20 protein-coding genes are annotated in these 23,616 nt (G+C 63.9%); 12 read left to right on the top strand and 8 right to left on the bottom strand.

Annotation, left to right across the window (positions count from 1 at the left end; genetic code table 11):
• Positions 1 to 739 precede the first annotated feature (739 nt).
• On the top strand, positions 740 to 1,009 hold the full coding sequence (locus tag A7X77_RS28845) for a hypothetical protein (protein WP_064686251.1): 270 nt from the start codon (positions 740 to 742) through the stop codon (positions 1,007 to 1,009).
• Positions 1,010 to 1,033: 24 nt separating this feature from the next.
• Here A7X77_RS28845 and ppdK read toward each other — a convergent pair whose 3' ends face one another.
• A complete protein-coding gene (gene ppdK, locus A7X77_RS28840) occupies positions 1,034 to 3,700 on the bottom strand; it encodes a pyruvate, phosphate dikinase (RefSeq protein WP_064686250.1) in 2,667 nt (888 codons plus the stop codon).
• Positions 3,701 to 4,559: 859 nt separating this feature from the next.
• On the opposite strand from ppdK, the gene A7X77_RS28835 reads away from it, so the two are divergent.
• Both A7X77_RS28835 and A7X77_RS28830 read left to right on the top strand, forming a co-directional pair.
• Positions 4,560 to 5,543, top strand: coding sequence for a phosphotransferase enzyme family protein (locus tag A7X77_RS28835; protein WP_064686260.1), 984 nt, complete (start codon positions 4,560 to 4,562; stop codon positions 5,541 to 5,543).
• 194 nt (positions 5,544 to 5,737) lie between these two features.
• Positions 5,738 to 6,388 carry a glutathione S-transferase family protein gene (locus A7X77_RS28830; RefSeq protein WP_064686249.1) on the top strand — a complete coding sequence of 217 codons (651 nt, stop codon included), beginning with the start codon at positions 5,738 to 5,740 and terminating at the stop codon, positions 6,386 to 6,388.
• A 1,293-nt stretch (positions 6,389 to 7,681) separates the two neighbouring features.
• On the opposite strand, the gene A7X77_RS28825 is transcribed toward A7X77_RS28830, so the two are convergent.
• The 3 genes from A7X77_RS28825 to A7X77_RS28815 all read right to left on the bottom strand — a co-directional run bounded on the left by A7X77_RS28825 (position 7,682) and on the right by A7X77_RS28815 (position 13,017).
• On the bottom strand, positions 7,682 to 11,143 hold the full coding sequence (locus A7X77_RS28825) for a chromosome segregation SMC family protein (RefSeq protein WP_064686248.1): 3,462 nt from the start codon (positions 11,141 to 11,143) through the stop codon (positions 7,682 to 7,684).
• A 117-nt stretch (positions 11,144 to 11,260) separates the two neighbouring features.
• Positions 11,261 to 12,031, bottom strand: coding sequence for a DsbA family protein (locus tag A7X77_RS28820; protein ID WP_432431356.1), 771 nt, complete (start codon positions 12,029 to 12,031; stop codon positions 11,261 to 11,263).
• A 494-nt stretch (positions 12,032 to 12,525) separates the two neighbouring features.
• Entirely contained in the window at positions 12,526 to 13,017 is a 492-nt protein-coding gene (locus A7X77_RS28815) for a DUF721 domain-containing protein (protein ID WP_029531597.1), read from the bottom strand.
• A gap of 96 nt (positions 13,018 to 13,113) precedes the next feature.
• Between A7X77_RS28815 and mutY the strand changes: the two genes are divergently transcribed.
• From mutY to A7X77_RS28800, 3 genes are read left to right on the top strand one after another with little or no spacing between them, the layout of a single operon-like run.
• Positions 13,114 to 14,220 (top strand): A/G-specific adenine glycosylase, encoded by a 1,107-nt coding sequence (gene mutY / locus A7X77_RS28810; RefSeq protein ID WP_064686246.1) that lies wholly within the window; start codon positions 13,114 to 13,116, stop codon positions 14,218 to 14,220.
• 2 nt (positions 14,221 to 14,222) lie between these two features.
• Complete coding sequence (locus A7X77_RS28805) at positions 14,223 to 14,837, top strand: HAD family hydrolase (RefSeq protein ID WP_064686245.1); 615 nt, start codon at positions 14,223 to 14,225, stop codon at positions 14,835 to 14,837.
• Positions 14,838 to 14,840: 3 nt separating this feature from the next.
• Positions 14,841 to 15,206 carry a nuclear transport factor 2 family protein gene (locus tag A7X77_RS28800; RefSeq protein ID WP_064686244.1) on the top strand — a complete coding sequence of 122 codons (366 nt, stop codon included), beginning with the start codon at positions 14,841 to 14,843 and terminating at the stop codon, positions 15,204 to 15,206.
• Between the two features lie 114 nt (positions 15,207 to 15,320).
• On the opposite strand, the gene A7X77_RS28795 is transcribed toward A7X77_RS28800, so the two are convergent.
• The 3 genes from A7X77_RS28795 to A7X77_RS28780 all read right to left on the bottom strand — a co-directional run bounded on the left by A7X77_RS28795 (position 15,321) and on the right by A7X77_RS28780 (position 17,903).
• Positions 15,321 to 16,463 (bottom strand): site-specific DNA-methyltransferase, encoded by a 1,143-nt coding sequence (locus A7X77_RS28795; protein ID WP_064686243.1) that lies wholly within the window; start codon positions 16,461 to 16,463, stop codon positions 15,321 to 15,323.
• A gap of 763 nt (positions 16,464 to 17,226) precedes the next feature.
• Positions 17,227 to 17,577, bottom strand: a complete 351-nt coding sequence (locus A7X77_RS28785; RefSeq protein WP_064686242.1) for an antibiotic biosynthesis monooxygenase family protein — start codon at positions 17,575 to 17,577, stop codon at positions 17,227 to 17,229.
• Positions 17,574 to 17,903 carry an NIPSNAP family protein gene (locus A7X77_RS28780; protein ID WP_064686241.1) on the bottom strand — a complete coding sequence of 110 codons (330 nt, stop codon included), beginning with the start codon at positions 17,901 to 17,903 and terminating at the stop codon, positions 17,574 to 17,576. The genes A7X77_RS28785 and A7X77_RS28780 overlap by 4 nt, the downstream gene beginning before the upstream one ends.
• Before the next feature lie 69 nt (positions 17,904 to 17,972).
• On the opposite strand from A7X77_RS28780, the gene A7X77_RS28775 reads away from it, so the two are divergent.
• The 4 genes from A7X77_RS28775 to A7X77_RS28760 all read left to right on the top strand — a co-directional run bounded on the left by A7X77_RS28775 (position 17,973) and on the right by A7X77_RS28760 (position 20,205).
• Positions 17,973 to 18,659, top strand: coding sequence for an ArsR/SmtB family transcription factor (locus A7X77_RS28775; RefSeq protein ID WP_064686240.1), 687 nt, complete (start codon positions 17,973 to 17,975; stop codon positions 18,657 to 18,659).
• Positions 18,660 to 18,887: 228 nt separating this feature from the next.
• On the top strand, positions 18,888 to 19,358 hold the full coding sequence (locus tag A7X77_RS28770; protein WP_064686239.1) for a hypothetical protein: 471 nt from the start codon (positions 18,888 to 18,890) through the stop codon (positions 19,356 to 19,358).
• Positions 19,359 to 19,407: 49 nt separating this feature from the next.
• Positions 19,408 to 19,752: a hypothetical protein gene (locus A7X77_RS28765; RefSeq protein WP_064686238.1), complete on the top strand. Its 345-nt coding sequence runs from the start codon at positions 19,408 to 19,410 to the stop codon at positions 19,750 to 19,752.
• 9 nt (positions 19,753 to 19,761) lie between these two features.
• A complete protein-coding gene (locus A7X77_RS28760; protein ID WP_064686237.1) occupies positions 19,762 to 20,205 on the top strand; it encodes a hypothetical protein in 444 nt (147 codons plus the stop codon).
• A gap of 111 nt (positions 20,206 to 20,316) precedes the next feature.
• Here the strand turns inward: A7X77_RS28760 and A7X77_RS28755 are convergent, their stop codons facing one another.
• Positions 20,317 to 21,216: a LysR family transcriptional regulator gene (locus tag A7X77_RS28755; RefSeq protein WP_064686236.1), complete on the bottom strand. Its 900-nt coding sequence runs from the start codon at positions 21,214 to 21,216 to the stop codon at positions 20,317 to 20,319.
• A 115-nt stretch (positions 21,217 to 21,331) separates the two neighbouring features.
• On the opposite strand from A7X77_RS28755, the gene A7X77_RS28750 reads away from it, so the two are divergent.
• Positions 21,332 to 22,720: an MFS transporter gene (locus tag A7X77_RS28750; protein WP_197486905.1), complete on the top strand. Its 1,389-nt coding sequence runs from the start codon at positions 21,332 to 21,334 to the stop codon at positions 22,718 to 22,720.
• A gap of 158 nt (positions 22,721 to 22,878) precedes the next feature.
• Positions 22,879 to 23,568: an HAD family hydrolase gene (locus A7X77_RS28745; RefSeq protein ID WP_064686235.1), complete on the top strand. Its 690-nt coding sequence runs from the start codon at positions 22,879 to 22,881 to the stop codon at positions 23,566 to 23,568.
• Positions 23,569 to 23,616 lie beyond the last annotated feature (48 nt).

The following is a 23,616-nucleotide window of genomic DNA, read 5'->3' as shown; positions in this document are numbered from 1 at the left end:
AGACGCTATTCTCATGGCGCACGGTGTTGCTCCTCTTTCGTGTCCGGGATTGTCGCCAAACATCCGAATACGAGTAGAATCAACACCGTGCGCCATGTCCACCAAATTTAAACCGGACAGCAGTGGCCTTGAGCCTGGGATCCATGCCACTGCCGCTGATGGATGCGGCGTGGATGCTCGGCTCAAGGCCGATCCTCGGCTCAAGGCCGAGGATTACGGAGGGTAGTGTGGGCACTCGCTCGTCCTTGTGCGGTGTCTCGCTACTTTGGCGGCCCGTTTGGCGAAAAACGCCCACCACACTCTCCGTCATCCCAGGCCTCGGGTCTGGGATCCATGCCACTGCCGCTGATGGATACGGCGTTGATACTCGGCTCAGGGCCGATCCTCGGCTCAAGGTCGAGGATTACGGAGGGTAGTGTGGGCACTCGCTCGTCCTTGTGCGGTGTCTCGCTACTCTGGCGGCCCGTTTGGCGAAAACGCCCCACCACACTCTCCGTCATCCCAGGCCTTGAGCCTGGGATCCATGCCACTGCCGCTGATGGATGCGGCGTGGATGCTCGGCTCAAGGCTGATCCTCGGCTCAAGACCGAGGATTACGGAGAGTGGGTGTGCAGGAGGACCATTCCCAGGTAAACGTCCGTGTCGGTTATCCGTTAGCCAAACCCGGGGCATCTCCGCCCCCCCGCTTGACGCCCCCGCCCGAATGGCATTTCCTCAGGGAAAAGCAAGGAATAGCCCGATGCGCATCGCTCTCCTCATCACCCTCCTCGTCGCCGGCCTTTCCGCCTGTCAGACGATGACGCCGGAGGAGCGGCGGGCGGCGGATGAGCGGCAGTGCCTGAGCTATGGTTTCCGCCGCGGCTCGGATGGTTTTGCCACCTGCCTGCAGCGCATCGATCTCGACCGCCGCGCTGAATCACGGGCGCAAAGTGCCGAGATGATGAACCGCATGGCCTGGGATCTGAACGGGCCCTATGTCTACCGCGATCGCTGGCGGTATCGTTACTGACCGCCGCAGGCGCCGCCGGCGTCTTTACCTGCCCGCTGAAATCACCGCCTGCGCCGCCGCCAACCTGGCGATCGGCACGCGGAACGGCGAGCAGGAGACATAATCGAGGCCGATCGTTTCGCAGAAGCGGATCGAGGCCGGGTCGCCGCCATGTTCGCCGCAAATGCCGAGCTTCATGTCGTTGCGGGTGCGCCGGCCGCGTTCGGCGGCGATGCTGATCAATTCGCCGACGCCGTCGAAATCGAGCGAGATGAACGGGTCGTGCTCGATGATGCCCTTGCGCTGATAGGTGGGGATGAAGGCCGAGGCGTCGTCGCGCGAGATGCCGAAGGTGGTCTGCGTCAGGTCGTTGGTGCCGAAGGAGAAGAATTCGGCGGCTTCGGCGATCACATGGGCGCGAAGGGCCGCACGCGGCAGCTCGATCATCGTGCCGACGAGATAATCGATCTTCATGCCGGCCTCGGCCATGACCTCGCCGGCGACCTCGTCGATGCGCGCCTTGACGTAATCGAGCTCGGAACGCAGGCCGACGAGCGGCACCATGATCTCGGGCACGACGGCGGCGCCGGTCTCGTGGGCGGCGGCCACCGCCGCCTCGAAGATGGCGCGCGCCTGCATTTCGACGATCTCAGGATAGGAGATCGCCAGCCGGCAGCCGCGATGGCCGAGCATCGGATTGAACTCGTGCAGCGCATCGACGCGCTGGCGCAGCGCGAGCGCCTCCATGCCCATGGCGAAGGCAACTTCGGCCACCTCGTCATCGGTCTTCGGCAGGAATTCGTGCAGCGGCGGATCGAGCAGGCGGATCGTCACCGGCAGGCCGTGCATGACGGTGAAGAGGCCGGTGAAATCCGAGCGCTGCATCGGCAAGAGCTTGTCGAGCGCCAGCCGCCTGCCCTTCTCGTCGACGGCCAGGATCATCTCGCGCATGACATGGATGCGCTCGCCCTCGAAGAACATGTGCTCGGTGCGGCAAAGGCCGATGCCCTCGGCGCCGAAGGAGCGGGCGGCCATCGCATCGGCCGGCGTGTCGGCATTGGTGCGCACCGTCATGCGCCGGGCGCGGTCGGCCCAACCCATGATGCGGCCGAAATCGCCCGAAAGCTCCGGCTGGATCATCGGCACCTCGCCCTTCAGCACCTGGCCGGCCGAGCCGTCGATGGTGATGATATCGCCCTTCTTCAGGGTGACGCCGATGCCGAGCAGCCGCTCGTTGCGTTGATCGATGCGCATGGTGCCGGCGCCGACGACGCAAGGCGTGCCCATGCCGCGGGCGACGACCGCCGCATGGCTGGTCATGCCGCCGCGGGTGGTCAGGATGCCTTCGGCCGCATGCATGCCGTGAATATCTTCCGGGCTGGTCTCGACGCGCAGCAGGATGACCTTGCGGCCTTCGGCCTCGGCCTCGACCGCCTCTTCGGCGGTAAAGACGATGGCGCCGGTGGCAGCGCCCGGCGAGGCCGGCAGTCCGGTGCCGATCACCTGGCGGGTGACGCGCGGATCGATCGTCGGATGCAAGAGCTGATCGAGGCTCGAGGGTTCGATGCGCAGCACCGCCTCCTCCTCGGTGATCACACCCTCGTCGACCATGTCGACGGCAATCTTCATCGCCGCCCGCGTCGAGCGCTTGGCCGAACGGGTCTGCAGCATCCACAGCCTTCCGCGCTCGATCGTGAATTCGATATCCTGCATGTCGCGATAATGGACTTCGAGCTCGGAACAGATGCGGCTGAGTTCGTGGAAAGCCTCCGGCATGAGCTTTTCCATCGAGGGCTTTTCCGAGCCGGAGGAAATCCGCCCCTCCTCGGTGATGCTCTGCGGCGTGCGGATGCCGGCAACGACATCCTCGCCTTGCGCGTTGACGAGGAACTCGCCGTAAAGCGCCTTCTCGCCGGTCGAGGGGTTGCGGGTGAAGGCGACACCGGTTGCAGACGCATTGCCGAGATTGCCGAAGACCATCGCCTGGATGTTGACGGCCGTGCCCCAGCCGTCGGGAATATTGTGGAGCTGGCGGTAGGTGACGGCGCGCGCGCTCTTCCAGCTGGAAAAGACCGCGCCGACCGCGCCCCAGAGCTGGACCTCCGGATCCTGCGGGAAGTGCTGCTCCAGCTCCTCCTCGATCAGCCGCTTGTAGAGGGAGACGATGTGCTGCCATTCTGTGGCGCTGATCTCGGTATCGAATTCATGGCCGAGCCTGGCCTTCTCGTCCTCGAGGATTTCCTCGAAGGCGTCGTTGCCGAGGCCCATGACGACATCGGCATACATCTGGATGAAGCGGCGATAGCTGTCCCAGGCAAAACGCGCGTCGCCGGCATCGTGGCCGAGCGCCTGCACCGTCTCGTCATTGAGGCCGAGATTGAGCACGGTGTCCATCATGCCCGGCATCGAGACGCGGGCGCCGGAGCGCACCGAAAGCAGCAGCGGCTGGCTGGTGGAGCCGAAATGCCGGCCGGTGATCGCCTCGATCGCCGCTATGCCGGCGCGAATTTCGGCCTTCAGCCCGTCCTCGATATGGCCGCCATTCTTGTAATAGGTGTTGCAGGCGTGGCTGACGATCGTCAGTCCCGGCGGAACGGGAAGGCCGAGCGCGCACATTTCCGCGAGATTGGCGCCCTTGCCGCCCAGAATTTCATGGTCGCGCGCGCCGCCCTCAGCCTGTCCGTCGCCGAACCTATAGACCCACTTGGTCATCTTCCCCCCAACACCACGGAAGGATCAGCGTGATCCCTCAGCTGTCCACTGCCTCCCCCTCCTTCGGCGTCACCCAGGCCTTGTCGGCGGGATGACGAAGAGAAATTGGCCGGCATTGTCAACAGCCTCCATGATTAGCTTAATGCCTTGGAGTTGAAATGAAAATCGACAAATGCGGCAAAAATGCTGCATCGCACAATAATTTTCGCAAAGGGCGAGCGGGCGAGCCGGTGAACCTCGCCTTGAAGAAGGCATAAAAAAAGCTTTGCGGGGCTGCAACATTGCCCCGCAAAGCCTTGTTTCCGTCCGGCCAGGAAAACCGGACGGGGGGTCCCTCAACCCGGAACGGTTCATGGAACCGCTCCGATCCTTGTTTTCCGCAATGGCTGGAAAGCCTTTTTCACGCCCCCGTCATTGCTCAAACAGCTTCCGGGTTCTTGCCCACCACCCGGAAAGCGCATCGTAAACTCGACAATGCGCAACGTTGACCGCCTGCTTTTTTCAGCAAAGTAATCAGGTTGCGTTGAAACAACTTCTAATGCAAGTCAGCGAAAAGAGCATCACCCAAATGGGGTACGGGCCGCAAGACAGCCGACCTTTTTTGGTGTTTATCACCGCATGCGGGAAAAATGCGCGCGGATCGTGCGAATCCGCCGCCATACACGCATCAGACGTTTTCCCGGGATAGGGAAATGACAGCCGCGTCGGACGACCGGATCCGGATCGGTCGATCAGTGGCGGACAACGATCCGCCGACGGCGACCAAAAGCGGGTTGTCACAGCAGTTGACAAGCAGGGGTTGCGGCTGGGGTGGAATGGCCTATCTTGCCAAAGCCTGTTCCCACCCATGGAATCCATCATGCTCGATTTCGATCCGCAATATTCCACCCCCAGGATCGAGACGATCGGGCGGTTCATCGATAAGCATTATGACCTGCCCGGACCGGTTCATTGCCGCATGCTCCAGCGCGGCCTGAACGATGTCTATCTTGTCATGACCAGCACCGGCGACCGCTATGTGTTCCGGCTTTCGCATCATCGCAGCCGCGGTCGAGCCGACCTCAAAACCGAAACGGCATTTCTGACGCATCTCCGGCGGGCGGGCGTGCCGGTCGCCGCGCCGATGCCGACGCGGGACGGCGCCTTCTTCCTGCAGGGCGAGACACCCGAGGGGACGCGCGAAGGCGTGCTCTTCCGGGAGGTTTCCGGCCGCGAGCCGGACGCAGCCGACGCCGGCGATGCCCGCGCCAACGGCAGGACGCTTGCCCTCATGCATGATGCAGCGCAGACGTTTTCCTCCGAGGGCGCGATCTATCGGCTCGACCTCGAACACCTGCTGCATCGCCCCCACGCTGTGATACGCGACAGCGGCGTCGTGCAGGACGCGGATATTCTCAGCGATCTTGAAAGCATCGCCGCGCGCACCGCCAAGGCGATCGAAGCCTGCGAAAATCTGACCTGGATTCATTGTCACGGCGACTGTCACGGCTTCAACGCGCGCATCAATGACAGAGGGGAAGCCGTCTTTTTCGACTTTGACGATGGCGGGCCCGGATATCTCGCTTACGACCTGTCGGTTTTCCTCTGGGCAAAAGTATCCTTTGGCCGAACATTAACGCCGATGTGGACCGCATTCATCGATGGATATCGCGCCATCCGGCCGATCACGCCACAGGATTTCGAAGCCGCATTTCGCTTCGTGATCGTCCGCCACTTCTGGCTGATGGGCGAATATGCAAGCCGCGCCAACGAATGGGGGAGCAATGCTGTCGGCTGGATTGCATCGCAGGCGGATTTTCTCAAGCGTTGGGAAGTCGAGCGCTTGGCCGATCGGCTGTTCTGAACCGGAGGGAAAATGGGGGACCTATCTGATCGAAGGCGTCTCCGGCAGCGTAAAACCGCGGTCGCCGAAACCGGCGGTGCGCATCGTCGACGAGATCGTCTCGAAATGCGGTGAAAACTGACGCTCTTCCGTGGCAGAATGTCGGGATCGCATTTGGCCGGACGTCTTCAAGACAGACAGCGATGGAGGAAGCGATGACGATCATCATTACCGCCTTCGAACGATCGCCCGATCGCGGCCGCGGCCTGGCGCGCGACATGCGGGTTCGCTGGGCGCTCGAGGAAGTGGGGCAGCCCTATGAGGTTCGCCTCGTTACGTTCAAGACGATGAAGGAGCCGGCGCATCTGGCGCTCCAGCCTTTCGGGCAGATCCCGACCTATGAGGAAGGCGATCTGACCCTGTTTGAGTCCGGCGCGATCGTCCTGCATATCGCCGAGCGTCATGGCGGCCTGTTGCCGCAAGACGTCAATGGCCGGGCGCGGGCGATTGCCTGGATGTTTGCCGCGCTCAACACGGTGGAGACGCCGATCTTCGAGCACAGCCTCGCCAGGATCCTTGAGCGCGATCAGCCCTGGTTCGAGCAACGCCTGCGTTCCCTTGAGAACAGCATCCGCAAGCGGCTGGACAGCCTTTCCGCTCGCCTCGGCGATGCTGACTGGCTCGATGGCGCCTTCAGCGCCGGCGACCTGCTGATGGTCTCGGTGCTGCTGCGGCTGAAATCTTCGAACATCCTGGACGAATACCCGAACCTCGCCGCCTATGTCGCCCGCGCCGAGGCGCGCACGGCCTATCAACGCGCCTTCGCCGCGCAGCTCGCAGTGTTCCAGGCCGCATCGGGTGGGTGATCAATCATACCGGGTCGGTGAACAGTCCCACTGTAGAGAAACAGAAGCCGAGTGGCTTGGTTGTGGATCCCAGGGTCAAGCCCTGGGATGACGGAGAGTGTGGCTGGCTTTACTGCCAAACGCACCGAGGATGCAGCTTTCTCCGTCGCGCTCGGTTGATCGCGCCCGGGACGCTCCTGGCACCACCTCTGCGCCGTCCACTCGGATCTTCTCTCCTCCGTCGAGCCAGCACCACATCCGCCGTCAAGCTGGCACCACCACTCCTCCGCCACCCAGGCACCACCTCTCCTGCGTCATCCGGGCAGCACCTCTCCTCCGTCATCCCAGGGCTTGACCCTGGGATCCATGCGGCTGGCACTGGGGGAACAGCGAAGGCGTCCCACCGCAGAGAAATGGAAGTCCGCGTGCTCGGTTGTGGATCCCAGGGTCAAGCCCTGGGATGACGGAGAGTGTGGCTGGCTTTACTGCCAGACGCACCGCCGATGCAGCTTTCTCCGTCGCGCTCGGTTGATCGCGCCCGGGACGCTCCTGGCACCACCTCTGCGCCGTCCACTCGGATCTTCTCTCCTCCGTCGAGCCAGCACCACATCCGCCGTCAAGCTGGCACCACCACTCCTCCGCCACCCAGGCACCACCTCTCCTGCGTCATCCGGGCAGCACCTCTCCTCCGTCATCCCAGGGCTTGACCCTGGGATCCATGCGGCTGGCACTGGGGGAACAGCGAAGGCGTCCCACCGCAGAGAAATGGAAGTCCGCGTGCTCGGTTGTGGATCCCAGGGTCAAGCCCTGGGATGACGGAGAGTGTGGCTGGCTTTACTGCCAGACGCACCGCCGATGCAGCTTTCTCCGTCGCGCTCGGTTGATCGCGCCCGGGACGCTCCTGGCACCACCTCTGCGCCGTCCACTCGGATCTTCTCTCCTCCGTCGAGCCAGCACCACATCCGCCGTCAAGCTGGCACCACCACTCCTCCGCCACCCAGGCACCACCTCTCCTGCGTCATCCGGGCAGCACCTCTCCTCCGTCATCCCAGGGCTTGACCCTGGGATCCATGCGGCTGGCACTGGGGGAACAGCGAAGGCGTCCCACCGCAGAGAAATGGAAGTCCGCGTGCTTGGTTGTGGATCCCAGGGTCAAGCCCTGGGATGACGGAGAGTGTGGCTGGCTTTACTGCCAGACGCACCGCCGACGCAGCTTGCGGCTCCGCGCGGGCTAGCTTCATCGCGGCCGGCGCGGCCAGGCACTACCTCTCCTCGGTGATCCCAGGGCTTGGCTGCACAGCCGCCACGCAAACCTCACGCAAACTCGCGCAGACGTTCGGCGGTCTGCAGGTCGACGGAGACCAGGGTGGAGACGCCCTGTTCGGCCATGGTGACGCCGAAGAGGCGGTTCATACGGGCCATGGTGATCGGGTTGTGGGTGATGATGACGAAGCGGGTTTCGGTTGACGCCGCCATCTCATCCATCAGGTTGCAGTAGCGCTCGACATTGTGGTCGTCGAGCGGCGCGTCCACCTCGTCGAGCACGCAGATCGGCGCCGGATTGGTGAGGAAGACGGCGAAGATCAGCGCCATTGCCGTCAGCGCCTGCTCGCCGCCTGACAGCAGCGTCATGGTCTGCGGCTTCTTGCCGGGCGGCCGCGCCAGGATTTCGAGGCCGGCTTCCAGCGGATCGTCGGATTCGATCAGCTGCAGCTCGGCGGTGCCGCCGCCGAAGAGATGGGTGAACAGCCGCTGGAACTGGCCGTTGACGACGTCGAAGGCGGCGATCAGCCGTTCGCGGCCCTCGCGGTTCAGGCTCTGGATGGCGCCGCGCAGCTTGCGGATCGCGTCGATGACGTCGTCGCGCTCCTTGATCAGCGCTTCGAGCTTCTCGCTCAGCTCCTTCTGTTCCTCGTCGGCCCGCAGGTTGACGGCGCCGAGCCGCTCGCGCTCGATCTTCAGCCGCTCCAACTCGCGCTCGACCTCGCGCGGATCGGGCAGCGCCTGCATCGGCTGCAGGCCTGCGAGCCGCAGCGCCTCGTGCGGCGGCACGTTCAGCACCTCGCGGATGCGGCTTTCGCTTTCCTGCCGCTTCTCGCGGGCCGAGACCAGGCGCTCCTCGGCGCGGCCGCGGCGTTCGCGGCATTCGGCAAGTTCCGACAGCGCGGTCGCGGCCTTATGGTCGGCCTCGCGCTGGATGCGTTCGGCCTCGGCCAGGAGATCACCGGCATTGCGGCGCGCCTCCTCGGCCTTCTGCAATTCGCTGAGCAGGGCCCGGCGCTTGTCGTCGAATTCATCCGGCGCCATTTCCAGCTCGGCCGCCTCTTCGCGCGCCTCTTCCTCGCGCTCGCGCAGCGTGGCGACATGATCTTCGCCGCTTGCCGCCCGCTGGCGCCAGGTCTCGCGCTCCTGGCCGATCGCCATGATGCGGCGCTGGCGAGCCTCGTTTTCCCTCGCAAGGCTTTCATGGCGGGCGCGGGCTTCGGCGAGCGCGCCGCGATCGGTCGCCACCTCCGCCTGCTGGAAGCGCAGCCGCTCGTCGATCTCCGTCAGGTCGGGCGCGTCTTCCAGCTCGATGCGGGCATTTTCTTCCTGGATGCCGATCTCCTCCAGCTGCGCGCCGAGCTGGCTGGCCGCCTCGCTGACGACATCGCGGCGGCGGATCAGATCGCCGGAGGCACGCTCGGCCGCGGCAAGCGCATCGCGCGCTTCGGCGACATGACGCGCCGACAACCGGCTCATGTCGCGGGCTTCGGCAAGCTTGCGTTCTTCCACCCGGATCGCCTCGGCGGCCGCCGCCTGCCGTTCCTCGGCTTCGGCGAGCATGTCGCGGGCGATCGCCGCTTCGCCTTCGAGCTCGGCCAGGCGGTTTTTCTGAGCAAGGCGCAGGGCGGCCGCGCTCGGGGCATCGGCGCCGGCGACGTGACCGTCCCAGCGATAGACGGCGCCCTCTCTCGTCACCAGCCGCTGGCCGGGCTTCAGCGCCGCCATCAGCGCTTGCGCTTCGGCCTCGTCGACCAGGCCGATCTGGCGCAGGCGGCGGGTGAGCGCGGCCGGCGCCCGGACATGGGTCAACAGCGGTATGGCGCCTGCGGGAAGCGCGGGATCGCCGGCGCCATCGCCATTCTCCGACCAATGGGCCGGCGCCTCGGCATCGAGCGGCGATTCCAGATCGTCGCCGAGCGCAGCCCCGAGCGCGGTTTCGAAGCCGCGATCGACCTTCAGCTCGTCGGCGACGGGCGGAAACTTGCCGGCGGCCGCACCGGCAGCGAGCATGCGGGAAATGGTGCGGGCCTCGGTTTCGATAGCATTGAGGCCAGAGCGAGCCTGATCGACCGGGGCGCGAGACAGCGCTTCGGTCTGGCGGGCGGCGGCCAGCGCCTGCTCGATCCCCTGGACGGCGGCTTCGGCATCGGCAAGCGCGATTTCGCCGGCCTCGACGATGGCGCGTTTCTCCTCGGGATCGGGCAGGCCGGCGATCTTTTCACCGATGGCCGCAAGTTCCTGGTTCGCCTCGTTCATCTGCCGTTCGAGGCGCATGCGGCGGTCGGCGAGATCGCGGATGGCGCGCTCCAGCTGATTGCGGCCGGCCGCAGCCTCGGCGCGCTCGGCGGTCAGCTGGGTGAAGACGCGCTCGCTGTCGGCAAGTTTTGCCGCGGCAGTCTCGAAGGCCTCGCGGGTTTCCTCGGCATGACGGCCGGAATCGGCGAGGATTTCCGCTATTTCGGCCTCTTCGGCGTCGAGCTTGGCGAGGATGACGGCGTTGTCGGCGACCAGCCGCTCCTCGCGGCGGATATCTTCCGCCAGCTGGGCGAGACGGCGGGTCAGCTCGTCGCGGCGGCGCAGGATGCGTCCGGCATCCTCTTCGAGCTGGCTGCGGGCGATCTGCAGACGCTGCAGCGCGGCGGCGGCGCGGGCCTCGCCCTCGCGCAGTTCCGGCAGCTTCAGGCTGGCGATGCCCTGGCTTTTTGCCGCCTCCATCTGCATCTGCGCCTTTTCGGCGACGATGACGGTTGCCTGGTTGAGCGCACTGTCGGCCTCGGCCTCGGCCTCCTTGGCCTGCACCCAGCGGATATGCAGCAGCATCGCCTCGCGGGCGCGGATATCGGCCGACAGCGTCTTGAAGCGGTTCGCCTGGCGGGCCTGGCGCTTCAGGCTCTCGATCTGGCTTTCGAGCTGCGAGGTGACGTCGTCGAGACGCTCGAGATTGGTTTCGGCGGCGCGCAGGCGCAGTTCGGCCTCATGGCGGCGCGAATGCAGGCCTGAAATGCCGGCCGCCTCTTCCAAGAGCTGGCGGCGGGCCTGCGGCTTTGCCTGGATCAGCTCGCCGATGCGGCCCTGGCCGACCATCGAGGGCGAGCGGGCGCCGGTGGAGGCGTCGGCAAACAGCAGCTGCACGTCCTTGGCGCGGCTTTCCTTGCCGTTGATGCGGTAGAGCGAGCCCTGCTCGCGCTCGATGCGGCGGGTGACCTGGATCTCGTCGGCATCGTTGAAGGCGGCGGGCGCGGTGCGCTCGCCATTGTCGAGATAAAGCGCGACTTCGGCGGTGTTGCGGGCCGGGCGGTTGCCGGAACCGGAAAAGATCACGTCGTCCATGCCGGAGGCGCGCATGTTCTTGTAGGAATTCTCGCCCATCACCCAGCGCAGCGCCTCGACGAGATTGGACTTGCCGCAGCCGTTCGGGCCGACGACGCCGGTCAGCCCCCGCTCGATGATGAATTCCGTCGGCTCGACGAAGGATTTGAAGCCGACCAGGCGCAGCTTGTTGAACTTCATGCAGAAGCTCCGGCGCGCAGGGCGGATGTGCTATCCCCCTCTGCCCTGCCCCCACGCAGCCACAAAAAAACGGGCGCACGGCTTTCGCCGTCGCCCGTCATCGTCAAACGGTCCGGTTCAGATGAGGCTGTCGATGAGCTTCGACATGGTGTCAACCGGCATGTCTCCAGAATATCGCTTGCCATTGATGAGGAAGGTTGGCGTTGCATCGACGCCGAAATCCTTCGATCCCCTTTCCCGCGTGGCGTTCACTTCATCCAGAAGCTTCTGGTTCGTCAAGCATTTCGTGAAGCTATCCTCAGTAAATCCGGCAAGCTTCGACATCTGCAGCAGTGCTGCGCGCCCGTCATCGGCGGCGGCCCAGACCTGCTGCTGCTTGAAGAGCATTGAGACCATCGGGAAATACTGCTCCGGCGTGCTCATCTGCCCCGGAGTGACGGCGCTGCAGCGGGCGAGCATGAAGGCGGCGGCAGCGCGCGGATCGAAGGGGAATTCGCGGATGATAAACTGCACCTTGCCGGTATCGACGTATTTCTGCTTGATCGTGTCGAAGGTGGTGTTGTGGAAATGGGCGCAATGCGGGCAGGTCATCGACATGTACTCGACGATCTTGACCGGGGCGTCGGCCTTGCCGAGCGCCATCTCGGGGAGCGCGCCGGGCTTCAGCACCTCGGCCATGTCGACATCGCCATCGGCCTGGGGCATGTCGGCCGAGGACGTCGCTGCCGTCTGCATGGTATCGACATTGGCGCCGTCGGCCATGGTCTTGCCGGAAGACGATGCATCGGCAGCGTCCTTGCTGTCGTTGCAGGCGGCAAGCGCTGCGGCAGCTGCGGCGATGGCGATGCCACCCAGGAGGCGGCGTTTCGTCAGTTGCATTTCGGACATCTGCATGGGTTCCCCATAATAATGAGAGTGACGGCGTGACTGTGCGATATAACGCCTGACGGCCGCTCACAAGCCACGGTTCGCCAACTTCCTTCAAAGAATTGTGACCGCGATGGGACCGCTGACCAAAAATTGTGATGGGTGAACTTGTGGTTTCGTCGATGGACGTCGTGCGATTGGCGATCGAAGCATGCCCCGGTTCCAAGCCCACGCTCGGCTGCGCGGTGTATAGCGGAGCCCGGTGCCTGGATGCTCGGGTCAAGCCCGAGCATGACGGAGGTCGAGGAGACACGATCGGCAAGAGGCGAGACGCTCGCCCAGAAATTTGCAGCAGCTCCGAAACCTACGTACATCGGTCTTGGCGCGATCGGCGAAGGGCAGCCAGCATTGGCGCCTCCATCCTGTTGCCCTCCTCACTCTCCGTCATCCCAGGCCTTGAGCCTGGGATCCATGGCTCCGGCTGACGAATGCCACATGGGATCAGAGAATCCGAACTATCTCCCCCGCTTGCCCATCACAGCAGTCCCCAGGCGCTGGATCGCCTGGCGCAGCTTGTCGCCCTCTATCCCCTCCATCATGCCTTCGAGCTTGCGGGCTGCTTCGCCCTTCAGCGGCGGCGGGGTGCGGGAGCGGCGGACGGCCTGGGAGACCGGCTTCTGGACGATGCGGATCTGGTGGACGGCGGCGAAGCCGAAGAAGCTGTTGATGCGCTGGATGAGTTCGCCCTGGGCATGGGTGAGGAAAAGCGCGCGCGCGCCTTCGCAGGCGATCGTCAGCACGCCGGGACGGAAGCTGCCGTCATCACCGCCGCCGCGGGCCCAGGCGATCTTTTCCGGGCGGGTGCAATCGGCGAAATCCTCGCCGGCGATTTCGCTCCAGGAGCCGAGCAGAGCCGTGTTGATGCCGGCACGGCGCGCCAGGACGGGATCGATCAGACCGTTCGCCAGCTCGGAAATCTGCTTTACATCTTTGCGTGGATAACTCATCGAAACCCTTGGGCACGGCTGCCAATCGGCGCGGCCGCCTTGATCACGCGCCATTGCTTCGCCAAGTATAGGGCCTTCCCCTGATCCCGGCAAATCATGACGATCACCACACCTGACACGCCCACCGCACAGCCCCTGCTCGACTGGTACGACCGCCATCACCGCGATCTGCCCTGGCGGGTGACGCCCGGCATGGCGGCCAGCGGCGTCAAACCCGATCCCTATCGCGTCTGGCTATCGGAGGTGATGCTGCAGCAGACGACGGTGCAGGCGGTCAAACCCTATTTCGCGAAGTTTCTCGAGCGCTGGCCCGAAGTGACCGACCTTGCCGCGGCCGAAAGCGACGATGTGATGGCCGCCTGGGCGGGGCTTGGCTATTACGCCCGGGCCCGCAACCTGAAGAAATGCGCTGAGGCGGTGGCGAAAGAGCATGGCGGCGTCTTTCCCGACACCGAAGCTGGCCTCAAATCGCTGCCCGGCATCGGCGATTATACGGCAGCGGCCGTCGCCGCCATCGCCTTCAACCGGCAGGCGGCCGTCATGGACGGCAATGTCGAGCGGGTGATCTCCAGGCTCTATGCGATCGAAACGCCGCTGCCGGCCGCCAAGCCCGTGATGAAGGACAAGGTGGCGCTGATGACGCCGGCCTCCCGTCCCGGCGACTTCGCCCAGGCGATGATGGATCTCGGAGCGACGATCTGCACGCCGAAACGGCCGGCCTGTTCGCTCTGTCCCTTCCGGGGATCGTGCCAGGCGCTGAAGCTTTCCGATCCCGAGCTCTTTCCCGTCAAGGCGGCGAAGAAGGAAAAGCCGGTGCGCCAGGGGGCTGCCTTCGTCGCGGTGACCGGCGAAGGCGAGATCCTGCTCAGGCGGCGCGCTGAAAGCGGCCTGCTCGGCGGCATGACCGAGGTGCCGACGACGGCCTGGACGGCGCGCATCGACGGTGAGACCTCAGTTGCGGCCGCGCCCTTCGATGCGGCCTGGCAGGCCTGCGGCACCATCATCCATGTCTTCACCCATTTCGAGCTGCGGCTGTCGATCTGGCGCACCGCGATCGCCGCCAAACCACGGGTCGGAGAAGACGCGACGAATGACGAATGGTGGGAGCCGGTTACAAATCTTGAGGCGCAGGCCTTGCCGACTGTCATGAAAAAAGCGATCGCAGCAGCTATTCCTCTCGCGTTCAAAACATCCAAGGCATAACCATGACCCCTGAGATAAGACATATCGTTTTCGATATCGGCAAAGTCCTTATTCATTACGATCCGCATCTTCCTTTCAGCCGCCTCATCCCCGATGAGAGCGAGCGCAACTGGTTTTTCGCCAATATCTGCACCCATGACTGGAACGTCGAGCAGGATCGCGGCCGCACATGGGAAGAGGCAGAAGCGCTGCTGATTGCCGCGCATCCGGCCCGCGAAGAGCATATCCGTGCCTTCCGCAAGTACTGGCACGAGATGGTACCGCACGCCTATGAGGATAGCGTCGCCATCCTGGAAGGGCTGATCGCCGAAGGGCGCGACGTGACGATGCTCACCAATTTTGCCTCCGACACTTTTCGCGAGGCGCAGGCGCGCTTCCCCTTCCTCACCCTGCCGCGCGGCGTTACCGTTTCCGGCGACGTCGGCCTGATCAAGCCGGATATCGCCATCTACGAGACGCATACGAAAAGCTTCGGGCTCGATCCCAAGGCGACGATCTTCATCGACGATGCGCCGGCCAATGTCGAAGGCGCCAAGGAATTCGGCTGGAACGCGGTGCTGTTTTCGGGCGCTGAAAAACTGCGCAGCGATCTTGCCGCTTACGGCGTGAAGGTCTGAGACATGACTTTCGATCCGGCAGAGGAAATCGAGCGCTTCCACGCCGCCATCAACGCTCTCGATTTTCCCGCGATAGAGGCCTATTTCGCCGATGACTCGACCTATGTCTCGAACGGCGTCGGCAGCCTTGCCGGGCGGAGCGAGATCATGGCCGCCTTCCGGCGCTATTTCGACGACTATCCCGATCAGACGGCGGAGAATTCGCTTGTCGAAACGCTGACGCCGCTGTCCGGCCGGGCCGTCTGGTCGCTCCGCGCCACCCACAGCAAAACGGGCAAGCCGCTGGTCCGCGAGGGCGAGGAGACGATCACCTTCAATGAAGAGGGCCGCATTACCCGCGTCGAGGTCACCGACTACAAAGACTTCTGACTATTGGGATTGTAAAATCGAAGACGCCCGGGGGTTCGAGCCCCGGGCGCCTTGGCCTTCTTCCGCAACTGGAGGAAACCGGAAGAAGATTATTCGATCCCGCGAAGGGGGTGCTCAATCCACCTTTGCCAGATCACTGCGGATGACGGACCTCAAATCGTCGATCGGGCGCAGGGACTGCCCGTCTTCGAAATGCCAGAAGGTCCATCCGTTGCATGCATCGAGCCCCTGCACCTTGGCGCCCAGACGATGAATGGAGCCGGCCTCGCCGCCTGAGGCGACCGTGCCGTCGGCCCGCACGATGGCGCTGTAACGGCGCTTGGCGTCGGTCAGCACCTGACCGGGCTTGATGAGGCCGCTTTCGACAAGCACGTTGAAGGCGACGCGAACCTCGGCCTTCTTGCCGGTCATGACGGTCAGTTCCGCCTTGCCGAGCGGCTCAACGGCGGCGATGCGGGCCGATGCCGCATCGATATAATCCTGCTCGCGCTCAATGCCGACGAAGTGGCGGCCGAGACGCTTGGCGACGGCGCCCGTCGTTCCCGAACCGAAGAAGGGATCGAGCACGATATCGCCCGGCTTCGTCGAAGCCATGATGACCCGGGCAAGCAGCGCTTCCGGCTTCTGGGTCGGATGCACCTTCTTGCCGTCCTCGCCCTTGAGCCGCTCATTGCCGTTGCAGATCGGGAACAGCCAGTCCGAGCGCATCTGCACGTCGTCATTGGCGGCCTTCATCGCATCGTAATTGAAGGTATAGCCCTTGGCCTTGGCATTGGGGCTTGCCCAGATCATCGTCTCATGGGCGTTCTGGAAACGGCGGCCCTTGAAATTCGGCATCGGATTGGTCTTGCGCCAGATGATGTCGTTGAGGATCCAGAAGTTCAGATCCTGCAGCGTGGCGCCGACGCGGAAGATATTGTGGTAGGAGCCGATCACCCAGATCGAGCCTGATGGTTTCAAGACACGGCGGCAGGCGAGTAGCCAGGCGCGGGTGAAGGCGTCGTAGGCCTCGAAGGAGGCGAACTGGTCCCATTCATCATCGACCGCATCGACCAGCGACTGATCGGGACGGTGCAGCGTCCCGCCGAGCTGGAGGTTATAGGGCGGGTCGGCGAAGATCACGTCGACGGAGTGGGTGGGCAAGGCTTCAAGGGCGCTGACGCAATCGCCCTTGATGATCGTGTCAACCCAAGAATCCGGCCGGGAATCCGACTTGACGGAGGCCTTGAGGTCGGCAAGCGGAAAAACTGATGCCATTCTGATACTCACTCATACGCTGTACGCTTAACTCTCCGTTATGGTTACGCAACTTAGTTACCAAAGCCTGAAGGGGTGGCCGATTTCGGGAATTTATTCAGGACGGCGGCCAATCGACGGTGGCGATAGCCGCGACTGTCGAGGGCTAATGGTCGAACCGTTCTTTAAGGACGGTAGGTTTGACATAGAACTGCAAATAAATGAAAGTTCAAGTGGCAAGCTACAATCAGCGGTTTTCGTCTGGCGCTCACCCATAGCCGCCGTAAGATGCGTCCGTATATCCAGGAGCAGGCGGTTTGGGCGTGACAGTAACTTTGGCCAATACAATGGCGCGGGGCATAGCGTCGGGAGCGGTTTTGATGCTGGCGGGATGCGGCTTGCCACTCCATGAGACCGTCCAACCAGAGGCATCACTAACTGTGAGATCGGAGACGGGCACGCCGATCCAAGGGGCGCAGGTGAGGCTCAATATGCGCGCGATCCCCAGTGCCAAGCACGCGGTAGCCGTCGTGTTGACGGACACCGATGGGAGGGCCTCATTTCCTAAGGTGAAGGAGTGGCATACCAGATATCCGCTTATGATGCACGGAACGGTGGAATACCGATGGGCCTGGTGCGTTTCGAAGGCAGGTTATCAGGACCACGATGAAAGATGGTCTGCAGAATTTAAACCCTATGCGGTTGTGACCATGAAAGAAGGAAACTCAAGAGGCTGCCCGGACATGCGCAATCCCGGTGAACCGCGCGTAGTGGTCACCACGCGTCACGCCGCATCGTGAACCTCGCGGCTATCGGCCGGCGCCTCGTCGCGTTCGAACATGCCGTAATCGCGGACGACGCTGGCAATCCGCAGGCGGTAATCGGCGAAGATGCCGCTGCGGCCGGCTTGCTGGGCGGCCCGGTGGGCATCGAGGTTGCGCCATTTTTTGACGGCCTCCTCGTCGCGGAAGAAGGAGAGCGACAGCAGCTTGCCGCGGTTCGTCAGGCTCTCGAAACGTTCGATCGAGATGAAGCCGTCGATCTTTTCGAGTTCTGATCTGAGCTCGCCGGCGAGGTCGAGATATTTGTGGCGTTCGCCCATATAGGGCACGACTTCGAAGATGACGGCGATCATGGCAGCACCAGCTTGGCGTGAGGGGCGGAGACGTTTTTGAGGAAGATGCGGTCCTCCTTGAGGATGAAGCCTTCGCGCCTGGCGAATTCGTAATTGTCGCGGCCGAGCAGGTCGGCGGCCAGCCTGGCGCGATAGGCCTCGTAGGCGGCGAGGCTGTCGATGTTGTAGACGCCGTAAGCCGTCGTCGCCGATCCCTCGTGCGGGCCGAAATAGCCGATCAGGTCGGCGCCGTTCCGAGGGATTGCCTGGCCCCAGTTGCGGGCATATTCGGCAAAGGCCTCCTTCTTGAAGGGGTCGATCTCGTAGCGGATGAAGCAGGTGATCATCGGGTTCTCCTTTGTGCTTCCCCGTTTTCGCACATTGCCTGCCGACAATGCTTCGGTTACGATCGAACTATGAAGGAAGGCCCTGACATTGCACAAATCGGCGCGCTGATCGGCGATCCCGCCCGCGCCAACATGCTGGCGGCGCTGACAGGTGGCCGGGCGCTGACGGCGACCGAGCTTGCCGGCGTCGGCGGCATCACGCTGCAGACGGCGAGCACGCATCTTGCCAAGCTCGAAGCCGGCGGCCTGCTTGCCCAGCGCAAGCAGGGGCGTCACCGCTATTTCACGCTGGCCGACGAGGCCGTCGCCCGGCTGATCGAAAGCATGATGGGCTTTGCCGCCGGGCGCGGGCATCTGCGCCACCGGCCGGGGCCGAAGGAACCGGCATTGCGCAAGGCACGCATCTGCTACGATCATCTCGCCGGCGATTACGGCGTGCGCATGCTCGACAGCCTGATTGCCTCAGGCGCGATTGCAGCGATCGGCGACGGCCTGGCGCTGACGGAAAAGGGCGAAAGCGATCTCAAGCGCATCGGCATCGATGTCGGCGACCTCCGATCATCGCGCCGCCCGCTCTGCCGCTCCTGCCTCGACTGGAGCGAAAGACGGGCGCATCTTGCCGGCAGTCTCGGCAAGGCGCTGCTGTCGAACTTTCTCGACAAGGGCTGGGCCAGGCGCACCGCCGAAAGCCGCTCGATCACCTTTTCGCCGGAAGGCGACCGGCAGTTCCTGAGGCTGTTTCCGGCCGAGGCGTAGATGGTTGCGAAGCTGCAACCGAGCCAGCTTGGCCGGCGCTCGCTTGATGCCATCTGGCTAAATGATTCCCGCAAACAGCCCGCCTGCCGCTGCGGCTCGGACGAAGGTCCGAGGCCCTTCCGACTGAATGCCTAGCATAGGAACAGCCTGACCCAACCGAAGTTTGTCAGGGAACTGTCCATCCTCTCGATGCGGCAGTTGCTCAAAAACAAACGGAGGAATTTCACCATGATGAAGGTAACACATCTGGCACTGGCGGCGGCCCTTCTGGCTGGCACGGCGGCGTCCGGCTTCGCGCAATCGTCAAGCACGGTCGGAACCGGCGGATCAACGGCCGGCGGCGGAACTGCGAGCAGCACCGTCGGGACTGGTGGCAGCTCTGCCGGAGGCACCTGCCCGGACGGTACGACGACCTGCAAATCCGGCACGTCTTCGACGACCGCCACCGGCGGCTCATCGGCTGGCGGCGGCACGTCCAGCAGTACGGTCGGCACCGGCGGTTCGGCCGCGGGCTCGGGCGATGCGAACGCGGCATCGAGCGTCGGCACCGGGGCTTCGTCCGCGGACGGCGACAAGACGGGCAGCACGGTCGGCACCGGCAGCAGTGCGGCAGGCACCTCGCATGACAACCAGGGCAAGAAGGGCTGCGCGCCCGGCCAGGTCAAGAAGGATGCTCCCGGCACCGAGGACTGCAAATGATCCCGGCCGGCGCCCTTGGGGCGCCGGCCAAACCTTTGGGAGTAAACCAATGACCCGGTTTTCCACAATCGCACTCGCCGCTTCGCTCGCTCTGATCGCCGGCCCAACCCTGTCGGAGGAGATCAAGCTCGATGACGGAACGACCTGCACGATCGTTCAGTCACAGGCGGGTAATACGTCCACCACCGTGACGGCTGGCAATGGGCAGGTGTCTTCCTCGACCACAACAGGGAGCGGGGCGGCCGGCTCATCCTCGTCGTCCGCCTCTGCCGGCTCCTCGGCCGGATCCGGAAGCGTCGACAGCTTTTCCACCGCAAGCATCACCCGGCCTGACGGCACCGTGATCACGAAACGTTCGGACGGAACCTGTTCCGTCAGCAAGCCCACAAAATAGGAGACGGCTATGAAACCTATCAACCTCATCGCAGCCGCGTCCATCGCGCTGCTCGCGGCGAGCCCGGTCGCTTTTGCAGAGGAATGCACTGCTGCCGGAACCGTCGGAACGGCCGGAAGCGCTTCGGCCGGGGGCACATCCGCCAGCTCGGTCGGCACGGCAGGCGCCTGCCAGACCGACGGCGGCACGACATCCTCGATCGGATCGGGCGGAAGTGCGGCCACCACCGACGGCAAGGCGCAAAGCAAGACGCATATCAACGACAATGGCGACAAGCTGAAGGCGCAGACCAAGGCCCAGGCGGTCGATCAGGGGACGTTCAGCAAGTCCCGCACCAAGACCAGCACCGATGGCGACACGCTGCAGAGCACGACCCGCACCATGTCGCATGTGCCCGGCGAGAAGCCGGTCAAGAGTACCACCACCAATAAAATCATCCTGCCGGAGCAGTAGGTCAGAAGGGCTCGCTTCACTCGAACCGAGGCGAGCCCATGGCCTCTATGGGCCGGCGTCGAAGCGCTTCTGACATTATGCGCCCTCGTGAAGAGCCGACCCTGACCGTGTTCAGTTCATCGAGTGGAACGTCTCGAAAATAAGTGCCCTCAGCCAGCGATGAGCGGGATCAGCGTCCATGCGCGGGTGCCAGGCCTGAACGATGTTGAAACCCGGCACGGCGACCGGCAGGTCGAAGGTTCTGATCTCCCTCATCGCGGCGGATTTGCAATAAGACTTCGGAACCGAACCGATCAGATCGGATGAGGCTGCAACGGCGATCACCGCCGGGAAACTTGGCACGATCAGTCTGGCATCCCGATCCAAGCCCAGTTCGGCGAGCGCCCTGTCGACCGGACCGGCGTAGTCCGCCTGCGTCGAGAAAAGCACGTGGCCGCAGGCGGCATAGCGCTCGGCCGTTATCCGATCTGCGTCGAAGATCGGATGCCCCACCCTTGCAACGCCAACGAACCGATCCTCGAAGAGGCTCTGGCAACGCAGCTCGCCGCTGTCGCGCGGGAGCACACCGATATCCAGATCTATCGCCGCCTCCCGTAAAGCCTGAACGTCCTTGTCGGATCTCGGCGCAAAACGAAGCCTTATTCCCGGTGCAGCATTCGTCACTGCAGCGCTCAGATCCGCGGCGTAGAGAAGCACGAAGGCTTCATTGGCGCGGATCGTGAAGTGGCGCCGCACCTCCCGAATGTCGACGGTCGACGGCGGACTCAGCACAGCTTTCACAGCGTCTTTCAACAGATGCACGTCTTCGGCAATGGCCAGGGCATGGGGTGTCGCCACCATGCCGCGGCCTGCCGGCACCAGGATCGGATCACCGAGCGCAGTCCTCAAGCGTGACAGTGTCCGGCTCATGGCGGATGTGCTGAGGCCAAGGCGGCGTGCGGCAGCCGATACGCTTCGCTCGGCCAGCAAAGCGTCCAGCGCGACGAGAAGGTTCAGATCGAGATCAGACATGGCGCGATCCTACCAGACGTGGCGCCGCGCGCAACTGAGCATTGCTTCCGTTGCGTCTGGCGCAATGGGCCGGCTGGGATTAGCTAATCCCATCCCAGGCAACCGAGGATTTCCCATGTCTCTCAGCTACACCGCACCCGTTTCTCAAGAAGGTCTGGCATCGCCCCGACGCTATCTGGCGGTCGCCCTTCTGCTTCTGGCGGTTGTTCTCGTCGTATTGGATGGAGCGATCGCCAATGTCGCCTTGCCGTCGATTGCGCTCTCGCTGCAGGCGGAAGCGGATAACACCGTATGGGTCGTCTCGGCCTACCAGCTGGCAGTGCTCGTCGCCATTCTTCCATGTGGGGCGCTCGGCGAGATCTACGGCGCCCGGCGGGTCTTCCTGATCGGCGTCGCGCTGTTCACCGCGGCTTCCGCAGGCTGCGCCTTGGCGGACGACCTGCCCTTGCTGATCCTTGCGCGTTTCGCGCAGGGCCTTGGCGCGGGCGCGATCATGGCGCTGGCGATGATGAACCTGCGGCAGGCCTTGCCGCAACGCATGCTGGGCCCGATCATCGGCATCAATGCCATGGTCATCGCAATTTCCTCCGCCGCCGGCCCCGGAATTGCCGGCGCCATCCTTTCCGTCACGACCTGGCCTTGGCTGTTTGCCGTCAATATACCGCTCGGGGTCATCGTTCTCCTCGGCGGCGGCCTGCTCGGCCACGTTGAGGGCGCGAAGCGGAAGCTGAAGGCGAAGGCGTTGCTGGCCAATACGCTGATGTTCATCCTGTTCTTCTCAGGCGCCGACCGGATAGCCACCGCGCCGGTCAGCGGTGCCGCCCTCATCGCCGCCTCACTCGCCTGCCTGTTCGGCCTGCTGCGTCTGGAACGAAACAGTGACGTACCTCTGTTTCCCACGGACCTGTTGGCGGCGCCGGCATTCCGCATGGCGGTGATCGCCTCGATCTCCTGCTTCTGCGGACAGATGCTGAGCTACATCGCCCTGCCCTTCTACCTCCAACACAGGCTGCACATGACGCCGGTTCTGGCTGGTCTCTACATGATGCCCTGGCCTGCCGCGACCGCAATCATCGCGCCGATCTCGGGACGTCTGGCAAACCGGGTCAAGACGTCATGGCTTTGTGCAATCGGCGGGGCGCTTATGGCGCTTGGCCTTCTCGTGGCCGGTTTCACGCCGCCCGACCCGAGAGGTATCGGATTTCTCGTCGGCACGGTGATCGCCGGCCTCGGCTTCGGACTGTTCCAGACTCCCAACAACCGAATTCTGCTGCTTTCGGCACCGAAAGCCAGAAGCGGTGCGGCAGGCGCCATGCAAGGGACCGCGCGGCTTCTCGGCCAGACCCTGGGCGGGGTCTCGATGTCGATCATTTTCGCAACGCTGCCGTTATCGGCGGCGCTCGACTTCGCGGTCGCCATTGCAGCCGGCTGCACTGCCATCGCCGGCCTGGTCAGTCTGAGCCGGGCTCGTTACGAAGTGGCGGGGCAGCCTGCAGCGGCCTGAACTGCCCGCTTCATGGGCGTCCGGCGACAGTGGTTCCATCGAGCCGGTCGCCTGCCGCATCGCAGCCATGCTTGCGATCAGGTTGAGCTTTGGCCTGCCATCGTGTAAAGCCGCAGCATCCCCTGATTAGACCCGGATTTCCAGCAAGGCGTGAACATATGGACGGCTTCGACCTCATCATCTTCGACTGCGACGGCGTTCTGGTCGATTCCGAAATCATCGCCGCGGAGGTCGAATCCGCGCTGTTGACGGACGCCGGATATCCGATCAGCGTCGAGGAAATGGGCGAGCGTTTCGCCGGCATGACCTGGCACAATATCCTGCTGCAGGTCGAGCGCGAGGCCAGCATCCCGTTTTCCGCCTCCCTGCTTGATAAGTCCGAGAAGCTGCTCGACATGAGGCTGGCGAATGACGTCAAGGCGATCCCAGGCGTCGAATTCGCCGTCTCCCGGCTGCCGATGAAGCGCTGCATCTGCTCGAATTCGAGCACCAAGCGGCTCGACATGATGCTGGGCAAGGTCGGACTGAAGCCGCTGTTTGCACCCAACATCTTCTCCGCCAAGGATCTCGGCGCCGACCGCGTCAAGCCGAAGCCGGATATCTTCCTGCACGGCGCAAGCCGCATGGGCGTCTCGCCCGACAAAACTGTCGTCGTCGAGGATTCCGTGCACGGCGTGCATGCGGCGCGCGCCGCCGGCATGCGCGTCATCGGCTTTACCGGCGCCTCGCACAGCTACCCCGCCCACGCCGACAAGCTGACCGATGCCGGCGCCGAAACGGTGATCTCGCGCATGAACGACCTGCCGGGCGTGGTTGCCGCGCTGGCTGCCTGGGAAGGCGTGCTTTAGGGACCTGCGGTCATTGCGCGGGCAGGCTACGACCATCGCCCGCCGCCG

This window comes from Rhizobium bangladeshense, from assembly GCF_001662075.1.
GTDB lineage: Bacteria > Pseudomonadota > Alphaproteobacteria > Rhizobiales > Rhizobiaceae > Rhizobium > Rhizobium bangladeshense_B.
The sequence above is the reverse complement of the archived record's forward strand: the minus strand, read 5'-3'. Positions and strand labels throughout refer to the sequence as shown.

Excerpts from the sequence above, each read along its gene's own strand:
- A7X77_RS28820 (WP_432431356.1), bottom strand. The coding sequence starts at position 12,031 with ATGTCCGAAATGCAACTGACGAAACGCCGCCTCCTGGGTGGCATCGCC.
- A7X77_RS28825 (WP_064686248.1), bottom strand. The coding sequence starts at position 11,143 with ATGAAGTTCAACAAGCTGCGCCTGGTCGGCTTCAAATCCTTCGTCGAG.
- ppdK (WP_064686250.1), bottom strand. The coding sequence starts at position 3,700 with ATGACCAAGTGGGTCTATAGGTTCGGCGACGGACAGGCTGAGGGCGGC.
- mutY (WP_064686246.1), top strand. The coding sequence starts at position 13,114 with ATGACGATCACCACACCTGACACGCCCACCGCACAGCCCCTGCTCGAC.
- A7X77_RS28760 (WP_064686237.1), top strand. The coding sequence starts at position 19,762 with ATGAAACCTATCAACCTCATCGCAGCCGCGTCCATCGCGCTGCTCGCG.
- A7X77_RS28755 (WP_064686236.1), bottom strand. The coding sequence starts at position 21,216 with ATGTCTGATCTCGATCTGAACCTTCTCGTCGCGCTGGACGCTTTGCTG.
- A7X77_RS28800 (WP_064686244.1), top strand. The coding sequence starts at position 14,841 with ATGACTTTCGATCCGGCAGAGGAAATCGAGCGCTTCCACGCCGCCATC.
- A7X77_RS28770 (WP_064686239.1), top strand. The coding sequence starts at position 18,888 with ATGATGAAGGTAACACATCTGGCACTGGCGGCGGCCCTTCTGGCTGGC.
- A7X77_RS28750 (WP_197486905.1), top strand. The coding sequence starts at position 21,332 with ATGTCTCTCAGCTACACCGCACCCGTTTCTCAAGAAGGTCTGGCATCG.
- A7X77_RS28830 (WP_064686249.1), top strand. The coding sequence starts at position 5,738 with ATGACGATCATCATTACCGCCTTCGAACGATCGCCCGATCGCGGCCGC.
- A7X77_RS28815 (WP_029531597.1), bottom strand. The coding sequence starts at position 13,017 with ATGAGTTATCCACGCAAAGATGTAAAGCAGATTTCCGAGCTGGCGAAC.
- A7X77_RS28795 (WP_064686243.1), bottom strand. The coding sequence starts at position 16,463 with ATGGCATCAGTTTTTCCGCTTGCCGACCTCAAGGCCTCCGTCAAGTCG.
- A7X77_RS28835 (WP_064686260.1), top strand. The coding sequence starts at position 4,560 with ATGCTCGATTTCGATCCGCAATATTCCACCCCCAGGATCGAGACGATC.
- A7X77_RS28780 (WP_064686241.1), bottom strand. The coding sequence starts at position 17,903 with ATGATCACCTGCTTCATCCGCTACGAGATCGACCCCTTCAAGAAGGAG.
- A7X77_RS28745 (WP_064686235.1), top strand. The coding sequence starts at position 22,879 with ATGGACGGCTTCGACCTCATCATCTTCGACTGCGACGGCGTTCTGGTC.
- A7X77_RS28765 (WP_064686238.1), top strand. The coding sequence starts at position 19,408 with ATGACCCGGTTTTCCACAATCGCACTCGCCGCTTCGCTCGCTCTGATC.
- A7X77_RS28805 (WP_064686245.1), top strand. The coding sequence starts at position 14,223 with ATGACCCCTGAGATAAGACATATCGTTTTCGATATCGGCAAAGTCCTT.
- A7X77_RS28785 (WP_064686242.1), bottom strand. The coding sequence starts at position 17,577 with ATGATCGCCGTCATCTTCGAAGTCGTGCCCTATATGGGCGAACGCCAC.
- A7X77_RS28845 (WP_064686251.1), top strand. The coding sequence starts at position 740 with ATGCGCATCGCTCTCCTCATCACCCTCCTCGTCGCCGGCCTTTCCGCC.
- A7X77_RS28775 (WP_064686240.1), top strand. The coding sequence starts at position 17,973 with ATGAAGGAAGGCCCTGACATTGCACAAATCGGCGCGCTGATCGGCGAT.